General features: G+C 64.8%; 13 protein-coding genes. 5 read left to right on the top strand and 8 right to left on the bottom strand.

What is annotated here, in order from left to right; translation table 11 throughout:
• Positions 1-83: 83 nt before the first annotated feature.
• The 3 genes from ACN9MZ_RS12230 to ACN9MZ_RS12220 are packed head-to-tail and all read right to left on the bottom strand — an operon-like array spanning position 84 to position 4484.
• A complete protein-coding gene (locus ACN9MZ_RS12230; protein ID WP_426342381.1) occupies positions 84-1961 on the bottom strand; it encodes an ATP-binding protein in 1878 nt (625 codons plus the stop codon).
• Positions 1961-2557 (bottom strand): YfiR family protein, encoded by a 597-nt coding sequence (locus ACN9MZ_RS12225; protein ID WP_426342380.1) that lies wholly within the window; start codon positions 2555-2557, stop codon positions 1961-1963. The genes ACN9MZ_RS12230 and ACN9MZ_RS12225 overlap by 1 nt, the downstream gene beginning before the upstream one ends.
• A gap of 4 nt (positions 2558-2561) precedes the next feature.
• Complete coding sequence (locus ACN9MZ_RS12220) at positions 2562-4484, bottom strand: TonB-dependent receptor plug domain-containing protein (protein ID WP_426342379.1); 1923 nt, start codon at positions 4482-4484, stop codon at positions 2562-2564.
• 141 nt (positions 4485-4625) lie between these two features.
• Here ACN9MZ_RS12220 and ACN9MZ_RS12215 point away from each other — a divergent pair, with 141 nt between their 5' ends.
• A complete protein-coding gene (locus ACN9MZ_RS12215) occupies positions 4626-4814 on the top strand; it encodes a hypothetical protein (protein ID WP_426342378.1) in 189 nt (62 codons plus the stop codon).
• Here ACN9MZ_RS12215 and ACN9MZ_RS12210 read toward each other — a convergent pair.
• The 5 genes from ACN9MZ_RS12210 to ACN9MZ_RS12190 all read right to left on the bottom strand — a co-directional run bounded on the left by ACN9MZ_RS12210 (position 4787) and on the right by ACN9MZ_RS12190 (position 16068).
• On the bottom strand, positions 4787-5878 hold the full coding sequence (locus ACN9MZ_RS12210) for an SMP-30/gluconolactonase/LRE family protein (protein WP_426342377.1): 1092 nt from the start codon (positions 5876-5878) through the stop codon (positions 4787-4789). The two genes, ACN9MZ_RS12215 and ACN9MZ_RS12210, sit on opposite strands and share 28 nt — an antisense overlap.
• Before the next feature lie 141 nt (positions 5879-6019).
• Positions 6020-7579, bottom strand: coding sequence for a DUF5060 domain-containing protein (locus tag ACN9MZ_RS12205; protein WP_426342376.1), 1560 nt, complete (start codon positions 7577-7579; stop codon positions 6020-6022).
• Complete coding sequence (locus tag ACN9MZ_RS12200) at positions 7576-9390, bottom strand: glycoside hydrolase family 28 protein (protein WP_426342375.1); 1815 nt, start codon at positions 9388-9390, stop codon at positions 7576-7578. The genes ACN9MZ_RS12205 and ACN9MZ_RS12200 overlap by 4 nt, the downstream gene beginning before the upstream one ends.
• Positions 9387-13157 carry a pectinesterase family protein gene (locus ACN9MZ_RS12195; RefSeq protein WP_426342374.1) on the bottom strand — a complete coding sequence of 1257 codons (3771 nt, stop codon included), beginning with the start codon at positions 13155-13157 and terminating at the stop codon, positions 9387-9389. The genes ACN9MZ_RS12200 and ACN9MZ_RS12195 overlap by 4 nt, the downstream gene beginning before the upstream one ends.
• A gap of 1 nt (position 13158) precedes the next feature.
• On the bottom strand, positions 13159-16068 hold the full coding sequence (locus ACN9MZ_RS12190; RefSeq protein ID WP_426342373.1) for a TonB-dependent receptor domain-containing protein: 2910 nt from the start codon (positions 16066-16068) through the stop codon (positions 13159-13161).
• A gap of 174 nt (positions 16069-16242) precedes the next feature.
• Between ACN9MZ_RS12190 and ACN9MZ_RS12185 the strand changes: the two genes are divergently transcribed.
• The 4 genes from ACN9MZ_RS12185 (at position 16243) to ACN9MZ_RS12170 (ending at position 21238) form a co-directional block, all read left to right on the top strand.
• A complete protein-coding gene (locus ACN9MZ_RS12185) occupies positions 16243-16902 on the top strand; it encodes a FadR/GntR family transcriptional regulator (RefSeq protein WP_426342372.1) in 660 nt (219 codons plus the stop codon).
• A gap of 10 nt (positions 16903-16912) precedes the next feature.
• Positions 16913-18766, top strand: a complete 1854-nt coding sequence (locus ACN9MZ_RS12180) for a glycoside hydrolase family 28 protein (protein WP_426342371.1) — start codon at positions 16913-16915, stop codon at positions 18764-18766.
• 37 nt (positions 18767-18803) lie between these two features.
• Positions 18804-20774, top strand: a complete 1971-nt coding sequence (locus tag ACN9MZ_RS12175) for a site-specific recombinase (RefSeq protein ID WP_426342370.1) — start codon at positions 18804-18806, stop codon at positions 20772-20774.
• 218 nt (positions 20775-20992) lie between these two features.
• Positions 20993-21238 (top strand): hypothetical protein, encoded by a 246-nt coding sequence (locus ACN9MZ_RS12170; protein ID WP_426342369.1) that lies wholly within the window; start codon positions 20993-20995, stop codon positions 21236-21238.
• The last annotated feature ends 56 nt before the right edge of the window (positions 21239-21294 follow it).

Genomic DNA, 21294 nt, shown 5'->3' with positions numbered 1-21294 from the left:
GGTCGGGTGTGATGTGCGCTCGCATGACATGACTCCTCGATTAACGGTGCCTGTTAACGCAGATCGGGCGCTTTCGCCGGATATCAAGGGCCAGCGTGAGCCAGGATTTCCTGGAGCTGGTCAATACTGACCGGCTTCACCAGGTGATGGTGGAAGCCGGCCTCGAACGCTTGCTGGCGGTCCTTCTGCTGCCCCCAGCCCGTCACCGCCACCAGCACCGTATGGCGCAGGGCCGGCAGGCGCTTCAGCGCCCGCGCCAGGTCATAGCCATTCAACTCCGGCAAGCCGATGTCGAGGAAGGCGAATTCCGGTGCGAACGCTTCGGCGGCCGCCAGCGCCTGCTTGCCGTCATGCGAGATATGCACCTGGTGGCCCATCGAGCGCAGCAGGCCGCCGATGCCATTGACGAAGTCGACATTGTCGTCGGCCAGCAGGACGCGGTGCAGGCGCGCGTCGGCCGGCAACGTTGCCGCCGCAGGCGTCATGACACGGCCGTCGGCCAGCGCCGGCAGCGTGACGATGAAGGTGCTGCCCTGCCCTTCGCCGGCGCTGTCGGCGCGGATGCTGCCGCCGTGCAGTTCCACCAGCTTGCGCGCCAGCGACAGGCCGACCCCCAGGCCCGCCGTGCTGCGCTCGAGCGAGGAGTCGGCCTGGATGAACATCTCGAAAATAGCGTGCAGCATCGCTGGCGAAATACCGATGCCGTTGTCGCGCACGCGCAGCTCGACCTGGCCCGCGCGCACCTCGGCTTCCAGCGCGATAGTGCCGCCGCGCGCGGTGTACTTGGCGGCGTTATGCAACAGGTTGGAAATCACCTGCGCCAGGCGCGTGGCATCGCCCACCAGGTAGACCGCCTGCTCCGGCACCTGCACATGCAGGGTATGTCCCTGCGCAGCAATGAAAGGCCGCGCCAGTTCCAGCGCATCGTTCACCACATCCTGCAGCATGAGCTGCTCGCGGCGGATGGTCAGCTTGCCGGTGTTGATGCGCGAGACGTCCAGCAGGTCGTCCACCAGCCGCACCATCTGCTTCAACTGGCGCTCCATGATGGAGCGCGCGCGTTCGCATGCCACCTGGTCGCGGGCATTGATGCGCATGATGTCGAGGCCGGTGCGGATCGGCGCCAGCGGGTTGCGCAGTTCGTGCGCCAGCGTGGCAAGGAACTCGTCCTTGCGGCGGTCGGCCAGCAGCAGCGCGCGCTCGGCGCCCTGCCGCACGGTCATTTCGTGCTCCAGCGTGAGGTTGGCATCCTGCAGCGCATTGGCGCGGCGTGCGATTTCGGCCAGCATGTCGTTGAAGGCGTCGACCAGCGTGCCGATTTCGCCGCTGGCACGTTCGCCGACGCGCAGCGAATAATCGCGGCGCTGCATCACCGCGCGCGCCACGTCGGTCATGGCCAGCAGCGGGCGCGTGATGGCCTGCTGCAGCCGGTGCGCGACAAGCGCAGCCAGCAGCAGGCTGCCCAGCATCACGCCCAGCAGGATCAGGGCGTAGCTTTGCACGCGGTCCAGCAGGCGGTAGGAGGCGCTCAGGTACACCGTGCCGATGCGCTCGCCGTCTTCGACGATCGGGTGGGTCACCACCATGCGCCCGCCTTCGATGAAATAGCCGAGCGGGCCCGGTTTCTGCGGCAGGGCCGGTATTTCGGACGGCGCGTGCACATAGGATGCGAACAAGGCGCCATTAACGGCATAGATCGCGCCGGCCTCGATCTGCGGCCGCACGCGCAGCAGCCCCAGGTTCTGGCGCGCCGCACGCGGATCGTTGAACGAGAGCGCCGGCGCCGACGCCGTGGCCACCAGTTCGGCCTGCGTGGTCAGGTCATCGATCCAGCCCTGCTGGAAGCTTTGCAGGTCGTACACCAGCATCGTCACCGTGGTCACCACCAACGCGACGAAAGTAGTGACCAGTGCCGTCAGGATCAGCTTGATGCGAACCGATCCTGCCGCCCTGGTGACCATTACTGCCCGCCTTTCTGCACGTAATAGGCGACCGACAGCAAGCGTGAACTGAGTCGTACATTGCAGCGTTCGGCCGCCGGCAGAGAGACTTCAAATCGCACGCGCTCGTCAACCAGGCGGAAATTGATGACGCTCCCAATTTGCAAGCCATCATCCTGCTCGGTGACCGTGACGGTACCGTTCTTTTCCGCTGCGCGCAGCGCAGCTTCCGGCAGGCTGGCATCGCTGCCGACGAACAGCAGGTGCAGGCCGCCCAGCGCATCGCCCTCGCCCAGCTTGCGCACGCTGATGCTGCGGTTGCCGACATTGCGGCCGCTGCTGATCTGCGCCAGTTGCGCCGCCACCTCGTCCGCCCCCAGCACGCCCACCACCAGCGTCGGCCCGGGATCGGATGGAAACTCCAGATAGCCCAGGAATTTATACAGGAACGCAGCCTTGACGCTGCGCTCGAGCACCGGCGTCGCGCCGTTCTGCTGGGAGCCGACCGCCAGGCAGCTGAAGGCGAGCAGCATCAGCGCCAGCGCCAGGAGGCGGTTGCGCCAACGGCCGGCCGCCAGCGGCGGCACGGCCCATAAAGCAAGGCTTGCGCTGACCATTTCGTTAGTATCGCATCGTCAATTTCAGGACTGCCCGCCGTTCGAACACATTGCGGCCGGGGTAGCCGCCCCACTCGCCATGCCGTGCATGCAGCAGGTTCTGTCCGGCGAGCGCGACGTCAATATTCTGGCTGGCTTTCCAGACCAGGTTCGCATCCAGCTCATGATACGACGGAACATGAGGTTTAGGCATGCTGCCGTTGTAACGTAATGTCCAGTCGAACTGGATGCGTTCGCCAATTTCGTGGGAAGAACGCAACTGCCAGTAGCTGTGCGGGTCGTTGATCAGGATGCCGATGCTGCTGGCGTCCTTGCTGCCTGGCTTGAGCCTGGTGTCGATGTCCTGCATCACCAGGCCGGCATTCAGGCGCCAGCGCAGCATCGGTTGCCAGCGCGCCCACAGTTCGATGCCGCGCGTGCGCCCTTCCGCCTGGTTGCGGAATTCCAGGATGCCGCGGTAAGGTTCGGCCGTGGCGTTCGGTTCCAGGGTGCGCAGCTTGTCGTAATCGGCGTACCAGGCCGTGGCCGAGTACGACCAGTTCTGCCCCGGCTGCGCCCGGTAGCCCAGTTCCAGCACCTTGGCCACCTCGGATTCGAATTCGGGGCTGGTGCCGACGGTGAAACGCGGTACGCCGCCTATCATGCGCGGCGCGGGCGGCTGCACGAAGTCGCGGTCGGTGCGCGCCGGCGCCCGCACGGTGCGCGACAGCGCGCCCCAGACCGTTTGCCTGGCATCCGGGCTCCACGCCAGGCGCAGCGTGGGCAGCACTTCGGAGCCCGTGTAGGTGTTGTGCTCCACCTTCACGCCGACGGTGGCGCGCAGTGTCGGCGACAAGGCCGCCTCGTCCTGCGCGAACAGGTTCCCCCAATGCATATTGCGCTCGTAGGGCCAGAAGCCGAAGTTCGGGCCAGGCGTATTGTCGTCGCGCGAATGGCGATAGCCGCCGCCCCAGGACAGCTTGTGGAGGCCGAAGCGTACGTCGTGCTGGCCTTCCAGTTCGACCGTATCGAGCCGGTCGACGTAGGCGCCGGGCTGGTAGCGTTCCGTGTGGTCCAGTACCAGCTGCAGGCGCAGCGCACTGTCTTCGGCCAGCTGGCGCATGTAGCGCGCCACCATGTTGGCGCCGGACAGGCGGATATCGCGCGTGCCGAGCTGGCCCAGGTTGGCCTGGTAGGCGTCGCCCGACACGGCGAAGCTGCCTTGGTCCAGGCCCCAGTCGGCGCGCAAGCCGGCCTGGCGGCGCTGCATGCCGGTGTAGGTGTTAAGCCCGGCTTCGGTCTCGGTGTCTTCGGAAGCCATGGCTTGCGCATAGGCGCGGTAGTAGCCATTGTGCGGCAGGCGCCCGCCGAAGCGCAGGCTGGCATCGCCCTCGCCACTCGCCGCCGCCACCGACAGCAGCGTGCCCTGGCTGTCCTTCGCGTTGCGCGTGATGATGTTGATCACGCCGTTGACGGCGTTCACGCCCCAGATGGTGGCGCCGGGGCCGCTGATCACTTCAATGCGTTCGATGTCTTCCATCACCACCGACTGGGCGTCCCAGAACACGGCGGAGAAGAACGGCGAATAGATGCTGCGGCCGTCGATCAGCACCAGCAGCTTGTTGGCGAACGCGCCGTTGAAGCCGCGCGCGCTGATCGCATAGTTGCGCGCGTCGATACGCGCCACTTCCAGGTTTGGCGCCAGGCGCAGTGCTTCCGGCAGCGAGCGCACGCCGCTGCGGCGGATATCGGTGGCGCTGATGACGAACAGCGAAGCGGCGGCCTTGCTTAGCCTCTCTTCCTGCCGCGAAACCGAGGTCACCACAATTTCATTCAGTTGTTCCAGCGTGAGGTCGGCGATGTCGCCATCGGCCAGGCCTGCAGCGCGCGCGCCCGGCGCCAGGGACAGTACGGCCAGCAACAGCAAGGGAGTTCGATTCCTGTACATGGCGAAGAGGAAAATTGTCGTAGGGAATTATAGACACAACTATCCGGCGCACGATTCGCTTTGACCAAATTGGCAACATTATGTGCTTGTAAATTTGACCGGGCACCCGATATGGGCCTGACCGCACATCCAGGAGAAGCCATGTTTCCGAAACCACCCCGGCCCGAACCACCGCGCAAGGCAGTTGCCATGCAGGTCGTCCAGCAGCGCGTCACCGGCGCCGTCAACACCACGACGATCGTCGTGCCGACGCCGGCAGCGCCAGCGCCCCCGCCGGCGCCGCCAGACGACGCGCCGGCCGGTCAGGGCCGTGGCATCCAGCCGATATAGGCTGCGTGCAGGCTCTGGATATAAAGGCGGTCCTGGCTTTCGAGAACTGCCGTGGCTTCCGGGTAGGCGCCGGAAGGGTCCTGCAGGTCGGCCAGCACCTTGCCATCTTCGCTGAAGGCGAACACGTGGCCATAGGCTTTCGGCACCGGCCACAGGGTGCGCGGCAAGCGCAGCGTGAGCTTGCGCATGAAGGGCTTTTGCGCCAGCTTGTCGATGGTCGGATTGCGCGGCTTGACCAGGCCGGTCCAGATCTTGCCGTCACGACCGCGCATCAGGTTGTCGGGATAGCCTGGCAGGTTATCCAGCAGGACTTCGCGCTTGCCGCTTTGCGCATCGATTTTCCAGATGCGGTAGCGGCCTGTCTCGCTGACGAACAGGGTGCGCCCGTCTCCCGACAGCGCGATGCCGTTGGCGAACGAAAAGCCGCCGGCGAGCACGCGCGTACTGCCGTTCGATGGGTCATAGGCCAGCACGCGGCCGGTTGCCGACTGTTCGAGGATATCCAGTACGATGGCCTCGAACGTGCCGCCCCACTCGGCGGGCGCAAAGCGGGTCGAGGCGTCGGTGAAGTAGATCATGCCGCTGGGTGCCACCACGACGCCATCGGCATAACGGATTGGATCGCCTTGCGCGACTTGCGCGGCCAGCACGGTGACCTTGCCGTCCGGGGAAATGGCCAGCAGGCCTTTCATCGCGTCGGCTGCAATCAGGCGCCCTCCGGCGTCGAAGTCGAAGCCGAGCACCCGTCCGCCAGTGCTGGCGAAGACTTCGCGCTGGCTGCCATCAGGCGCCATGCGCAGGATTTTTCCACTGGCGACGGCGGCGTACAGCTTGCCGTCCGGGCCCATGGCCAGGTGCTCAGGGCCTTGCTCGGTGCCGATGTCGATTTTCCGCAGGCCGGCGAGCCGCGTGTTTGGCGCATGCGCAGCAAGGTATCCCGGCGCCTGTTGTGGCGTCCACGAAACCGGTTCAGCGGGCACTGGCCACAGCAGCAGGTAGGCCAGTAACCCAGCCAGCGTCAGGCCGGCGCCGGCCGCGATCTGATGTCCCTTCGAGCTTTCCAAGAATGTCTCCCCATAGCAAAGACGGCAGACATTCTAACTAATTGGCCCTGCGCGAACTGCGGATGCATTTTCCCCGCCTGTGGTCTCCGCAGGCAGGGGCCACGGGCCGGCGGCGCCTGGCCGCTGGTGCCGCGCCGCGCTTCACGGCAGCCTCGTGATGCGCAAGGCCATGTAGGGACGGCCGGGCAGCGCGATGCTGCGGCCGTCCTTGTCGGCGAAGCTGTAGTTGTCGCGTTTCCGGATTACGAACGTGCCTTCCACCGGCGTGACCAGCATGTTCCAGGTATCGATCACCTCGGCCTTGAACTTCATGCCATCTGCCAGGCCTGGCTTGGCCAGCACGAAAGGCCAGGCAACAGGCGCCTGGCGGCCGAAATAGCCCAGGTAGTACTGGCCAGGCTTGCCGGCAAACGGATACTCCTGCCATTTGTCGATCGGCTCCAGCCCTTCGGCCGGGCCGCCGGAAAGGATCTTGCGGAAGAACGCCAGCCGCGGCGGGCTTTCACCGCGCATGGTCCCGCCCTTGCCCAGCCAGGACATGTCGCCAGGGTCCTTGAAGATTTCGCTATGACCGACATAAGTGCCGGCAATCGCCCCCATCCAGAATCGCAGCACCATTTCCTGCCCGGACAGTTGCCCCCAGCGGCGCTCGATATTGCCCTCGTATTTCACCTCGTCGTAGACCACGGGCTTCGAGTACACGTCGCGCAGCAGTACGGCGCGCTCGAAGTCCTCCGCAATGGCGCCGCTTTGCACGCTGACGTGCGTTACCCAAGGCTTGGTGTGGTTGTACAGCACCATGGCATTGTGGATCGAGCGCAGGTGCTGGTAGGGATCGCGCTGCTGGACGATTTCGAAGTAGCGGTCCCACTCCGGCATCTGCTTCTTGACCAGGTAGTCGAATTCATTCGCCATCGACCACCAGACGTTGCGGTAGGAAGCCAGCCGCGCGACCACATAACGCAGGTAACGCTCATTGGCTTCGGCCGGCATCTGGTCGAAGCCCCAGAAGCCTTTGTCATAGGGATGGAACAGGATGACGTCAGCCTCGATGCCAAGAGCACGCAAGTCGCCGATGCGCTGCTCCAGGTGGCGGAAGAATTCGGGATTGAAGCGCGTGAAGTCCCACTCTTTCGGCGGCGTGCCTTCGAAGGGGTAGCGCGGCGGCTGGTGCCTGACGTCCTGGTTCGGAAATACCAGCATGCGGATCTTGTTGAACGGCCCCGCCGTCAGGGTCGCCAGGGTCTGGCGCTCGACGGATTCCGGCTGGTGGGTCCAGCCGTAACTGGTGGTGCCCACTTGCCAGAACGGCGTGCCGTCCTCATAGCCGAAATGATGCACGCCCTTCACCCGCACCGGACCGTGGTTGCCGGGTTTCGCTGCAATGACCGTGAAGCTGCCTCGCCTGCCGTCAAGCGTTGTGCGATTGCTGTGGGTTTCGTACTCCCATTCGCCGGCGGCATCGGGCATGAAGCGTACTTTGTACTGGCCATTGCCGTCGTAAAAGCCGTCCACCGTCATCTGGCGCAGGCCCTGGCGGAAGGTGGCTGAAATTTCCACCTCGGTGAAGGGATTGCCGTCGCGCGGCCCGCTCAGCGAAACTTCCTTGCTGCCCCAGCGCTCGATCGGGCCAGCATCCTGCGCCTGCGCCCCCCCAGCCGCGAACACGGCCGCCGCCAGCAGCACAAGCATCTTCTTCATGCGTTCAGCTCCGTGTTGATGGTTTTCCCGGCTATCCGCACATTGGCAAGCCTGACGCGCCTGGCGTTGAAAACGAACCAGGGATCGGCGGTATTGCGCGGCGTGCCGAAATCGGCATCGGTGATGGAGATATCGCGCAGCGGCAGCACGGGCGTGCCGGGCGGCCCGTTATAGCTGCCCGGCACAGGGCCCAGCACCACCATGACCTGGCTGCAGGAGAAGGCCCCATCCGGGCCTTGCACGTTGCTGGCGCGGATGCCGCTGAGGTGGACGTCGGACACCCTGGGCGGCCGGCTGCGCACGATATCGTCCGCAGGAGCGTAGTCGCAGTCGATTGTCAGCACCGCGCCGCCGCCGGTCGACGGCAGCTTGCCGCCCAGGCTGTTGCCCGGCAGGGGCTTGTAGGGCCGTGGCGTGGTCTGCACGCCATTTGGCAGCGTGATGTTGCGCACGTGAAGGTGGCGCAAGTACCCGCCGCGGTTCATATTGGTCTTCAGGCGGATCGCGGTCCACAGCGGGTCGCTGGCCCAGTGCGCGTTGCGGAACTCGATGTTCTGCGCATAGATATGCTCGATGCCGGCCGACATTTCGCTGCCCAGCGTGATGCCGCCATGGCCGCTGTTCATCACGCAATCCTGGATCAGCATATTGCGCGTCGGGCCGTATTGGGTGTCGCGGTTCTTGCCGGATTTGATGGCGATGCAGTCGTCGCCGGTATTGAATTCGCAACCCTCGACCAGCACCGTGTCGCAGGCCTCCGGGTCGATGCCGTCGGAGTTGGGACCGATGCTGTCCATGCGCACGCGCTTGATGTGCACGTTGCGCGAGTTGAGCGGATGGTGGATCCACATCGGCGTGTTGACGACCATATAACCTTGCATCAGCACATTGGTGCAGTCGACGAACTGGATCATCGAAGGACGCAGGAAATGGCCAAGGCCGAATACCCGCTTTTCCGGCGCAACGCCGGCTTCGGAAAGTGCCGGTAACAGGCTTGCGTCTGCGCGCCAGCCCTCGCCCGGTCCCTGTATCCTGGCCCGCGCCTCGGCATCGAGCTGGGGCGCCACTTGCGCCAGCGAAGACGGATTGGCAGGGTTCGGGATGGCCTGGTGCACGGCGCCGGGCAAGGCGCCTTTCGGATTCATGCCCCACCAGCAGTTGCCGCCGCCGTCTTCGAAAGGGACGCCGGCCTGGCCGTTCAGGATGCTGCTCCAGTCTTCGCCGGTGAGGGCGATGTTCTGCTGGCCGCGCGCATAGACCATGGGACTGAAGTTAAGGCAATCGTTGCCTTGCCAGCGCGTAAGCACCAGCTTGCCGTTGCTGCCGCAGTCAAAGTCGCCATCGCGCGCATAGTCGGCAGGGTTGGCGCTGAACAGGATATGCGCGCCGGCCTGCAGGTGGACGTGGACGTTCGACAGCAGCGTCATCGGGCCTTTCAGGTACCAGTTCCCCGCCGGGATGACGACACGGCCGCCGCCCGCCTTGTGCGCGGCTGCGATGGCCGCCCTGAAGGCAGGGTGGCTGTCATGCGATCCCGGCGCCTGCGTCTCCAGTTCGCCCTTGGCGCGGATCGTGGGATAGCCGTGTACCTTCGCCAGTTCGCAGGGCCTGGCGCCAAAGTCGGTCACCAGGAAGTCGCGCCGGGGAAAGCGGAGCGGCACGGCAAAACGGCGCCGGATATCCTGCGCCCGCGACCACGGATCGGACGCCGCAACGGCCGGCGCGGCGCTGGCAAGGCCGAGGGCGCCAGCGGCGGCAGCGCCTTGCAACAGCCTGCGGCGGCGCGCTGAATGCTGGACAATTTTACTCATGGCTGAGGGTTCCATCCTTTCCCGTTTGCGTATTGTGCGAAGACCTTGGCGCGGCTGTCATAACGGGCGGCGTCGGCGGGCGCCAGCACGCGCACTGCTGCGCGCTGCGAAAGGTCCAGCGGCCTGCCCGCCAGGTCGGTGCTGCCGCCCTCTTCCCATCCCTTGCCGGCGCGCGGCTTGCCATACCAGCCTGCGGCATTGACGTGCGGCCCGACGCTGCAATTGATAAAGCGCACATTGTCCCAGGCTGTGGCCACGCCCGGCCGCGCCAGGAAGGTTGCAGCGGGCGGCACATCGTTGCCGGCCGGCCCGGGACCATGCGTCAGGCGGCTGTTCAGGAAGACGAAGCCGGGATCGTCTTCTGCCACGGTGCGCGCTTGCACCAGGTAGCCGCCGCTCGAGGGGTTGGCGCTGTCGCCTACCGAGCGGATCTCTGATTCTTCGAACAGGGCGGCACGGTTATAGCCCCAAACAAAGTCCACATTGCCCGCCACCAGGCTGCGGTAGAACCAGGCGTAGCCCTTGACCTGGATCGTATCCTGCTCGCTGAGGAAATCGGCCTCGTTGGCGACCAGGCGCCCTTCGCTGTTGAAGTTGAGCGCTTCCGCCTGTGCCCCAATAGTCTTGCTGCGCCATGTCGTGTTGACCAATGTCAGCCTGTCGAGGCGCAGCAGGTCCGCATCTTCGACCAGGAACACGGAACGGCCGCCGCCAGCCCCGGGTGCCAGCGGCAACTGGCCGTTGCCGCTGCCAGGATTGACGCCGTCGCTGTTCTCGCCGGCGATGATGGCGTCATGGCGGCTGTCACCACGCAACGTGACATTGTCCTTGCCGCGCAGGTAAAGCAAGCCGTCGTGCTTGCCGTTGGCGAGGCTGATGGTAACCGGAGTCGCGCGCGGGATGTTCTGCATTGCGTGGTCCAGCGCGCCCTGCACGGTACGGAAGTCGGCCTTGCCTGCCGGCGCCACGCGCAGCGCCGTGTCTTGCGGCGCGCGGTCGCGGGTGCGGAAGGTCCAGCCGGCCGGTTTCGCGATGCCTTCGAACGGGACCTTGGCCAGGGCGGCGCCTGTGAACACCTTGCCGTCCACCAGCACGTAGTAGTCGGTGCCGTATGCCAGCTTGCCGTCATGTGGACGGATCGTGGCAGTAGCGCCATCGAGCGTGATCGCCTTGTAGCGGACGACGCGCTTGACTCCGTCCCGGCTGGCGCCGATTTCGTCCAGCTCCAGGCCGGGGCGGATGACGTCGACCGTCACATTGTCTTTGGCGCGGACGATGCGAACCGAACCGCTGTCGCCGAGAGCCGGCGCCTGGTCGAAACGAAGCTGCAGCCGCGTGTCCACCGGGACGTCGCGCTCCCCCGCCACCGGCGACACGCTGCCGGTTGCCAGTGCGCCGCTGCGCGAAGAGGCTGCAAACGCCGCCCCCACGCGGACCGCCAGCGTCGCAGCCACGTTCGGATCTTCCGCACTGGCGAGCGTGACTGCCGCAAAGCCGGCGCGGCGGGGCGCCAGCACGAGCTCATCGCCGTCCACGCTGGCGTCAAGCACCGAGGCATCGCTCGAGCTGGCAGCAAAGCGCAGGGCACGAAGGCCGCCGCGGCTCGCGGCGCGCACCGTAAAGCGCTGGGCCGGATCGCCGGCCTGCAAGGCAAGCTGCTTGTGCTGGTGGGCCAGGCCGATGCTGGTCGGCGGCTGCGCCATGCTCCCCGCACGCAAGCCATCAATCTCGAACTGGCCGCCTTGCGCCAGCACCCCGATGCGCGGCGGCAGCGAATTGGCTTCGTCGACACCGATCAGGCGCGTGCCGTTCAGGTAGGCAGTAAGGGCCGCGCCGTCGACGTCGAGGCGGATCGTGTAGAACGCCTCGCCAGCATCCGGCTCGATGCGCACCTGCTTCAGGAATTTCGGCTGGCCGTCGATCATGCGCAGAATATTGACCGCCATCGTGCCGCCCGGCGCGGCTTCCAGGCCGAAGCCAAGCCAGTTGCGGTCGTCGGCGTAGCGCACAATGACGTAGCCGCTGCGGTTCGCATCGGTCGCCGCCGATCCCGGCGCAGGCCTCAGGCGCGCCTCGACATAGTAGGAAGCGCCGGCCGCCGCCGCGGTTTCCGCAGCCGGCACCAGCGCCACCGCAGCCGTCGGCGCGGCAGGAGGGACCAGCCACGGTTCGCCGCGGCACCACGCCGCTCCCCCTGCGCAAGCCGCCCCTTCGCCAACGCGCACCAGCCGCACAGCCATGTAGGGCCGTCCCGGAAGTGCAATGCTGCGCCCGTCCTTGTCGGCGAAGTTGTACGCATCGCGCTTGCGCATTTCAAACACTCCCGGCACCGGCGTGACGGTCATGTTCCAGGTATCGATCACCTCCGCCCGCAATGTCGTTCCTTCGGCAAGTCCCTTGTTGTGCAGGACAACCGGCCAGGAAACCGGCGCCTCTCGGCCAAAATAGCCAAGGTAGTACTGGCCCTGCCGCCCCGCGAACGGGAAGCCCTGCCATTTGTCGATCGGCTCCAGGCCCTGCGCCGGGCTCTCCGCCAGGATCTTGCGGAAAAACTCCAGCCGCGCCGGGCTCTGGCCGTGCAGCACGCCGCCCTTGGCCCACCACACCACCTCGTCAGGCGAAGTGTAGGTTTCGCTGTGGCCGACGTAAGTACCGGCAATCGCCCCTTCCCAGAAGCGCAGCACCATTTCCTGCGGCGTCAGGTTGCCCCAGCGCTGAGGGAAGTTGCCCTCGTATTTGACTTCGTCGTACACCACCGGCTTGTTGTAGACATCGCGCAACAGCACCGCACGCTCGAAATCCGTGGCCAGCGAACCGCTTTGCACGCTGACATGCGTCACCCAGGGCTTGTTATGGTTGTAGAACTCAAATGCATTGTGGATCGAGCGCAGGTGCTGGTAGGGATCGCTCGCCTGCACGAGCTGGAAGTAGCGGTCCCAGTCCGCCATCGACTTCGACTTGATGAAATCGAACTCGTTGGCCATCGACCACCACACGTTGCGGTAGGCCGCCAGGCGCGCCACGATGTAGCGCAGGTAGCGCTCATTGGCCTCCTGCGCCATGGCGTCGAAGCCCCAATGCCCCTTGTCATAAGGATGGAACAGGATGATGTCCGCTTCGATCCCGAGATCGCGCAACTGTCCGACGCGCTGCTCGAAATTGCGGAAGAAGGCCGGATTGAAGCGGCTGAAATCCCACTGCGAGGGCGCCTTCCCCTCGAAAGGATACAGTGGCGGCTCGTTCCGGTTGAATTCATAGCGCTTGGGGAAAACGCCCATGCGCAGCTTGTTGAACGGCGCAGTAGCCAGCGTGCGCAAGGTCTGTTCCTGCAAGGCGGCCGGCTGGTTGGTCCAGGAATAGGATGTGGTGCCGACCTGCCAGAACGGGGTTCCATCGGCATAGACGAAATGCCAGGTGTTGTGCACGCGCACCGGCCCGCGGTTGCCCGGCTTCGGCGCCACCACCTGGATCTTGCCCGTCTTGCCGGACAAGGCGTCCCGGTTGCTGCGCGTTTCATACTGCCAGGTGCCGACGCTGTCCGGCATGAAGCGGACCTTGTAACTGCCGTCGCCATCGTAAAAACCTGCCACGGGGACGCTGCGTCCCCCTTGCCTGAACGTGGCCGCCAGTTGCACGTCCAGGAAAGGGTTGCCGTCGCGGGGTCCGGCCAGCTCGATCTCGGCCGTGCCCCATTGTTCCACGGGATCGGCTTGCGCCGCTGCGGACAGCAGCAGGACGCAGGCCAGCAGCAGGCAACGCAGCAGCATGTTAGAACTTGAACTCCACCGAGAAGCGATACACACGGCCCAGCATATCAGCCATCGAGGTCACATACCCGCCGCTATAGGTGCTGTTGGAAGTCAGTGGCGGCCATTCCTCGGTCAGGTTGTTGACGCCGAAACTGAGGGTCGTGTGCTTGAAGCCGGTGTAGTTCACGTTCAGGTTGTACTGCTTGTAGGCCTCCACTTCGGTCAGGGTGGAACCGGCGCGCGGGGTGACGTCGGTCACGCTCGAGTTATAGCGCTGCGACAGCGTGGTGGCCCAGGCGCCGTTGGTGTAGGTAACGGAGGCGGTGTGCTTCCAGCGCGGGTTGATCTGCGGCAGGCCGGCCAGGCCGGCGTTCGGCCCCGAGCCGCCGAAGCGGCCATCGTTGGTGATGATGCCCACGTTGCTCAGCCAAGCACCGTTTTTCTCGGACTGGAACTCATACTTGTCCATATAAGTGCCGTCCAGTTTCGCGTCGAAGGTGCCGAAGCTGGTTTTCGGGAAGCGGTAGCTGGCCGACAGGTCCAGGCCGCGGATGCGGGTCTGGCCGCGGTTGGCCTGGCTCGCCACGATGTGGTCGATGGTGCCGTCCGCATTACGCACGAAATTCACGTCGTACTTGGCTGGATTCTGCTGGATCTCGGCGATGGTCACCGCGCCCAGCACGTCGCGCAGCTTCAGGCCCCAGTAGTCGACGGTGATCGACAGGTCTTTCACCGGCTCCAGCGCGAAGCCGAGGGAGAAGCCGCGCGATTTTTCCGGTTTCAGGAAATCGTTGTTCGGCGACTTGGTCCAGTAGTTGGTGGCGACGTTACACACCTGATCATAGGTGTAGCCGGCCTTTGGCGTGCCGGTACCTGCCACCAGCGGCTGGGAGCTTGGGCACAGGACCGGATCGTCCATCACTTGGTTGCGCACTTCCGGCGTCGGGTTCTGGATGTCGATGATCGACGGCGCGCGGAAGCCGGTATTCACGTTACCGCGCAGCACCAGCTGCTGGAACGGCTGCCAGCGTGCGGCCAGCTTGGGGTTGACGGTGGTTTGCTTCAGGTCGTAGTAACGGTCGGCGCGCACCGCTGCATTCAGCAGGAACTTGTCGGTAATCGGCGCATCGGCTTCCATCAGCAGCGAAGCGATGGTACGGTGGATCTTCTTGGCGACGCCTTGCGGGGTCTCGCCCACCAGGTCCGATTGCACCACGTTGCCTGCCGCATCGATGTTATAACTGCCGTCGGCTTTCTTCAGCACGTAGTCCAGCGGCGCATTGAAAGTCTGCGCGCCGTCGCGGCGCAACTCGCCCGAAACGGCCAGGGTCAGCGGGCCGCCCTTCAGGTCCCACACGCCCTTGGACAGGGTCACGTCGACACTCTGGTTGAAGGCCTTGTTAAGGCGATAGGTATAGTCGTCCGCCTGGATGCTTTGCAAGTAAGCCAGGCCGGCCGCGTCCTGCAGGCCGAACGGGTTCAGGGTGCCGTTATTGAACCCTTCCTGCGCCTTGGTGTACGAGATATAGCCTGCGCCGGCACGCGTGTCGCGCTTCGACTCGCCGTAATTCAGGCCGGCGCGGTAGTCCCAACCCAGCACCTCGCCTTCGGCAGTCAGCACGATGCGGTCGTTGGTCTGTTCGTCATTGCGGTATGCCGGGCCAAGTTCTGCAGGACCCCACTGGAAGTAGATGGTCCGGTTGTTCATGTTCAGGTTACTGACCGTGCCCGGCGTCTTGGCCGGGTCGATGAACATGGTCGGCGCGTTGCTGCCGGTATTGCTGCCCACCACCTGAATGGCCGGCGTGATGCCCTTGCCCGGATAGTATTTGCTGGAAGCCGGCAGCGAGTAAGTGGTGAACGGGTTGGTCGATCCCGGCGCCTGCATGCCGCGGTATTTCTGGACCGTGAATTCGGAGTGCAGGATATCCAGGTCCACCTTGTGGCCGCCCGGCAGGTTCATGCTGGCGCGGCCGCTGATGTTGGTGATCTCGCTGCCGTCGGTCACCGCATTCCAGTACAGCGGATTACGGGCGCAGCCCGGCGCATACACTGGCGGCGTGGCGGTGCTGTTGTTGCCCAGGGTCGGCGTGGCGTATGGCGAAAGGCAGCCGGTGGCGAAGGTCGGGTTGTAGTTCGAGTTGGCGTTGCGCGCAAAGCCGAAGTTGGCGGCCGGGGTCGCGTTGCGGGCGTCCGGCGTGATGCCCAGGCCCAGCGTGCGCAGGATGGCAGGGTCATGCTGCTCCGGGCGGTCGCTCTGGAACAGCGCATCCTTCTTCTGGTGGTCGATCGCAATATAGGCGTTCCAGCCGTCGCGCGACAGGTTGCCGGCGCCCAGGATCATGCCGAAGCTCTTCGTATCGGCGCCGCCCTTTTCCGTCGGCGCGTATTCAGCCTTGACCGAAGCGCCTTCGAAGCCGCGCTTGGTGATGAAGTTCTGCACGCCGCCGATGGCATCCGCGCCGTAGATCGAAGCAGCGCCGCCGTTCAGGGTCTCCACGCGGTCCAGCGCCATGCGCGGCATCACGTTGACCGAGACATACTGGTCCTGCAAAGGCTCGTTGGCCAGGCGGCGGCCGTTCAGCAGCGTCAGGGTACGCATCGGTCCCAGGCCGCGCAGGTTGATGACCGGACCGGCCGCGCCGCTATTGGTGCCCAGCGACAGCGACTGCGGCATTTCCAGCACCAGGTCTTTCAACTCGGTGTTGCCGCGCGCCTGCAGTTCGCTGGACTTGATGGTGACCAGCGGGGTGGCGCCCTCATTGGCGACACGGCGGATCAGGGAGCCGGTCACCACCACCGAAGCCACCGGCTCTTCTGCCGGAGCCGCGGCCTGTGCGGCTGCCTGGTTCGCCATCTGAAGAACGGCCGCTGCGACTGCTGCTGCCAGTACGGCGCGTTTGGTTTGAGGGCCTGCAACGTAATTCATGAGTCTCCTCCAGTTGTATGATCAAATTGGTTTGATCGATTTTCGATTTTGGTATAACCACAGACTAAAGTGGTTAGGCCAATTTCACAAGAAGAAATTGCAAGCTTGTGCAAAAAAGCCACTATTGGCCAGTCCAGATTGTTGTTTTGGCCTGACCACATTAAAATTGCGCACATGGAGACCAGGCTATATAAACAAGTGGCGGACAAGATCCAGGCGATGATTGCCATCGAGGGATATGGGAGCGGCGACCGCCTGCCGTCGGAGCGCGAACTTTCGGCCAAGCTGGAAGTGAGCCGGGCGTCCCTGCGCGAAGGACTGATTGCGCTGGAGCTGGGCGGGGTGATCGAGGTGCGCAGCAATTCCGGCGTCTATCTATGCGACCGTCCGGGGCACGCGCCTGCCTTGCCGGAAGCGGGCCCGGGGCCGTTCGAGGTGCTGTCGGCGCGGCGCGTGATCGAGGCGGAGATTGCCGCCATCGCCGCGCAAATGGCCACCGACCGCGCGATCGACGCCATCCTCGTCGCGGTGGAAGCCATGGAGCGAGACCACGACGACGTGGCCACCAATGAACAGGCCGACCGCAACTTCCACATGGCGATTGCCAATGCCACCGGCAACAGCGCGCTGGTGGGGGTGATGAACCACCTGTGGGACCAGCGCGGCCACCTGTGGCACAAGCTCAAGGAACACTTCCAGACCGAAGAACTGCGCAAGGAAACCCTGGGCGATCATCGCGCCATCCTGCAGGCCATCGCCAGCCACGACCCGGCCGCCGCCCGCAAGGCCATGCGGGTGCACCTTGGCCGCGTGACACGCACCTTCTCTGCTTAGGAGACCTGATTTGAACGCACCACGACAACTACGCCGCCGCAAACTGCTGCAAGCCGGCGCCGCTGCCCTGCTCGCACAGCAATGGCTGCCCGCGCTGGCAGCCTCCCCGTCCAGCCGTGCCAATGCCTGGCGCCGCGCCGACGCCATCGCCGCTGCACTGCGCGCTCCCGTCAGTTTCCGCAACGAGGATTTCCTGGTCACGGATTTTGGCGCCAGGCCGTGCGCTACCAAGACGGTCAAGGCCTGGGTTACCCACGACGACCAGGAGCTGGTCCCGACCCAGGCCGACGACGCCCATGACTGCTACGCCGGCTTCAAGGCGGCCATCGACGCCTGCGTTGCCGCCGGCGGCGGACGCGTGGTCATTCCCAAAGGGTACTGGTACTGCGCCGGCCCGCTGCTGCTGCGCTCCAACGTCCACGTCCACCTGCAAGCCGGAGCCCACATCCTGTTCTCGCAGTACCCCGACGATTACGCCCGCCACGGCGACTTCGACTGCGGCGCAAACGGCAAGCTGGTGCTCTCGCGCTGGCAAAGCAACGATTGCCTGAACTATTCGCCCATGGTGTACGCCGTCAACGCCAGGAATATCGCGCTGACCGGCGAAGACTGGACGTCGAAACTGGACGGCCAGGGCGGCGTCGCCTTCAACGAAGCCGGCGACTGCTGGTGGTCCTGGAAGGGGCGCAACCGCACCATGAACGCCATCTCGCAGACCACGGCGCCCGGCTACAAGGAAGGCCAGCCGACGCAAGTGGTCGCCAACCCGCTCAACAAGCCGCTGGCGGAAGTCGCCCCGGGCCTGAACGCCGCCCAGCGCCAGCTGATCGAAGGCGAAGGCGACAAATGGCGCAGCGACGAGCGCTACCTGCCTGCCTTGTCCGAAGCAGGCGTGCCGGTTGAACAGCGCGTGTTCGGCAAAGGCCACTACCTGCGCCCGCCGATGATCCACTTCATCAACTGCAGCAACGTCCTGCTGCAGGGCTACCATGTGCAGAATACCCCGTTCTGGCAGCACCACCCGGTCAACTGCCGCAATCTCGTGATCCGCAAGGTCCACGCCGAAAGCCGCGGCCCGAACAGCGACGGCTTCGACCCGGAAGCCTGCGACCATGTGCTGGTGGAGGACTGCGTCTTCGATTCCGGCGACGACTGCATTGCCATCAAGGCCGGCAAGAACCGCGACATCCAGTACGGCCCGACGCGCAATATCGTGATCCAGGGCTGCACCATGCACAGCGGCCACGGCGCCGTGACCCTGGGCTCCGAAATGGCCGGCGGCATCGAGCACGTCTACGCCCGCGACCTGGTATTCGAGAACGTGCATTGGGCAACCGATCCGCTGAATATCGCCATCCGGCTAAAGACCAATATGAACCGCGGCGGCTACCTGCGCCACTTCTACGTGAAGAATGTGAAGATCCCGAATGGCGTTCAACTCAGCCCTTCGCACTACGCCCTGCTGCCCGGGTCGCCGATCGACACCAAGGGACTGGCCACCGCCGCCGGCGCCGTCGTTTCCTTCGACTGCGACTACCAGCCCGGCGCCGACAGCGTTCGCATCCGGCCGCCCGAGGTCTCCGATGTACACATCGAGAACATCACCGTCGGCAATGTGACCAAAGGCGGCACCTGCGGCTCCTGCTACCAGGCCATTGCCATCCTCGGCCCCGTCGCCAGCGATTACAACGGCCCGCAGCCCGCCCCCCCTGTGCTTCCGGTACGCCGGGTCACCATCAGCAACTGCGACTTCGGCAACCCGGTCAATGCCGCACAGCCGGTCTGGTTGTATAACGTGGCCGGCCTCGCGCTGGAAAATGTCAGGATCGGCGGCAAGGTCCTTAAGGCTACCCTAAGCGCCTGATTGGACAAGCAGCGCGATCGCCAGTATGCTGTCGCGAATGATGATGGACAGCATACTGGCGCGCATCCAGGCCACGGCCCCGTCGCGCGATACGTCCCTGCTGCAGGAACTGGTCGGCACTGTACGTCCCCGCCATGCAAATGACCTGCAGCAGGCTACCAACCGCCTGCGCGCGCTGGCGCACCTGCTTGCCACGCGGCCCGAGTGGGCGCAAGCCCTGCGCGAATACCTGGCCGAAGTCATCGGACAGCGCAAGCTGGTGCACCTGCTCACCGATACCGGCGTGTTGCAGAACCAGGGCTTCTTCGGCGAGCTATGGCGCCGCCTGAATCACAAATGGCTGCCGCCGACCGTCAACGACGCTTACCTGAAAGACGTCTTCGGCCAGATCTTCAATCGCCAGGATGACTACAAGTGGGTGAACGGGGTCGAACCCACTGTCTGGCTGGACTTGCTCAATACGCTCCAGTTGCCGCAGCATGGCTGGCTGCAGGGACAGGCGCTGGGTGAACTGCTGGAAGCCATCCAGGTGCTCTCCTACCGCATCAGCGCCATCGGCCTGGAGCCTGAACTGGTGCGCGTCCATCCGGACATCGAACGCTTCGAATCGCCCTTCCTGCGCCAGAATGCCGAAGTGGTGCAGCTGACCGAAGCCTGGCGCGCCCGCCTGGTCGACGCCCAGGCCGCCGTGCCGGATGCGCGCCACCTCGACGTGCTTCTCAGCCAGTGCGAAGAAATCATCGGCCGTGCGCGCAAGGCGGCATCAGTGCAAGGGGTGTCGGTCAGCCTGACCCGCCTGTTCCTGCGCCTGACGCAAAGCATCGGCCGCCTGCGCATCCTGCTGGACCTGCTGGAAGCGCCGTCCTTGCAGGAAGCCCTGCCCAGCGCGCTCGGCCTGTTCCAGCAACTGGTGGAAGCCGACAATCGAAAACTGAGCCTGACCGACCTGTTCCAGACCAATACCGAGTTGCTGGCCTTGCAGGTAACGGAGCACGCCGGGCGTTCGGGCGAACATTATGTCGCCAGCACGCGCGCCGAATGGCTGTCCATGATGCGCTCCGCCGCCGGCGCGGGATTCATCGTCGGTTTCATGGCGACGCTCAAGATATTGATGGCCCGCCTGCTGCTTGCCCCGATCGGCTATGCTGCGCTGTATAGCCTGAACTACTCGCTCGGCTTCATGCTGATCCACGTGCTGCACTTCACGGTGGCCACCAAGCAGCCGGCAATGACGGCGGCGCGCATCGCCGCGGCCATCGACGAAGGCCAGAAGAAGCTCGATGAACTGGCCGAGCTGGTGGTCAGGGTGCTGCGCTCGCAATTCGTGGCGATCGTCGGCAATGTGGCGCTTGCCATGCCCACCGCCTTCGCCATCGCCGTGGGATGGCAGGCGGCGTTCGGCCAGCACCTGGCCGGCGCGGAAAAGGCCCAGCACCTGCTGCACGATATCGACCCGCTGCATAGCCTGGCCTTGCCGCATGCGGCCATCGCCGGCGTGTGCCTGTTCCTGGCCGGACTGATCTCGGGCTACTACGACAACAAGGCGGCTTATAACGATATCGCCGTGCGCCTGCGGCAGCTGCACTGGTTGCGCTGGCTGCTGGGCGAAAAGCGGCTGGGGCGCGTAACCGATTACATCGGCCGCAACCTTGGCGCACTTGCAGGTAATTTCTTCTTCGGCATCATGCTCGGCACGATCGGCACCATCGGATACGTCCTGGGCCTGCCGATCGACATCCGCCATGTGACCTTTTCGAGCGCCAATTTCGCTTTCGCACTGGTTGGGCTGGACTATCAGCTCAGCACCGAGCAATGGCTGCTGTCGTTGTCGGGCATTGCGCTGATCGCGCTGACCAACCTGGCAGTCAGCTTCTCGCTGGCCCTGATGGTGGCGCTGCGTTCGCGCCGCGTCAGTTTCGGCCGCGGCCGGGCCCTGGCCGGCATGGTATGGCAGCGCTTCCGCCAGGCACCGCGCAGCTTTTTCCTACCGCCGCCCGAGACGCCCTGAAGCTATTCGTGAATCAGCTCTCCGCTTCCGTTGATGGCTTCACGCACACGGCTACAGGCAATCCTGACCGAGGGCCGGGTGCGGGCGGCAAAACTTGATGTGAAGCCTTGCCGCGTGCTACAGTGCAGCACTACGCTCCGGCATGCCCGATCCCGCCTGCCGCCGCCCTGATATCCGCTGCACCCCACTCTTGTGCGCTAGCTTCACCATGAAACTGCATGCGCACGCCCACCTCTTCCCTTATCCTGAATGCCCACTGCATTGATTTCGTCTACGGCGGTGTATATGCCTGGGCCTATCTTGCCATGGCTGGGGTAGCCGATCCCGAGATCATTGCCATTTTGCGCACACCCTTCGACCGCTGGGGCGATGCCCATCCCAGTATTGCCGACGTTGCCCAGCGGGCGATGCGCACAGTGGGAATCCAGCGCCCAGTCGAGGCCTACGACTGTACAATGCCATGACCAGCTGACAACTTGCCCATCCGAAGGAAGATGCAACTTGGCTCAAATTCGGCAAC

Source organism: Pseudoduganella sp. S-14 (assembly GCF_049913285.1).
Classification (GTDB): domain Bacteria; phylum Pseudomonadota; class Gammaproteobacteria; order Burkholderiales; family Burkholderiaceae_D; genus Rugamonas.
The sequence above is the reverse complement of the archived record's forward strand: the minus strand, read 5'-3'. Positions and strand labels throughout refer to the sequence as shown.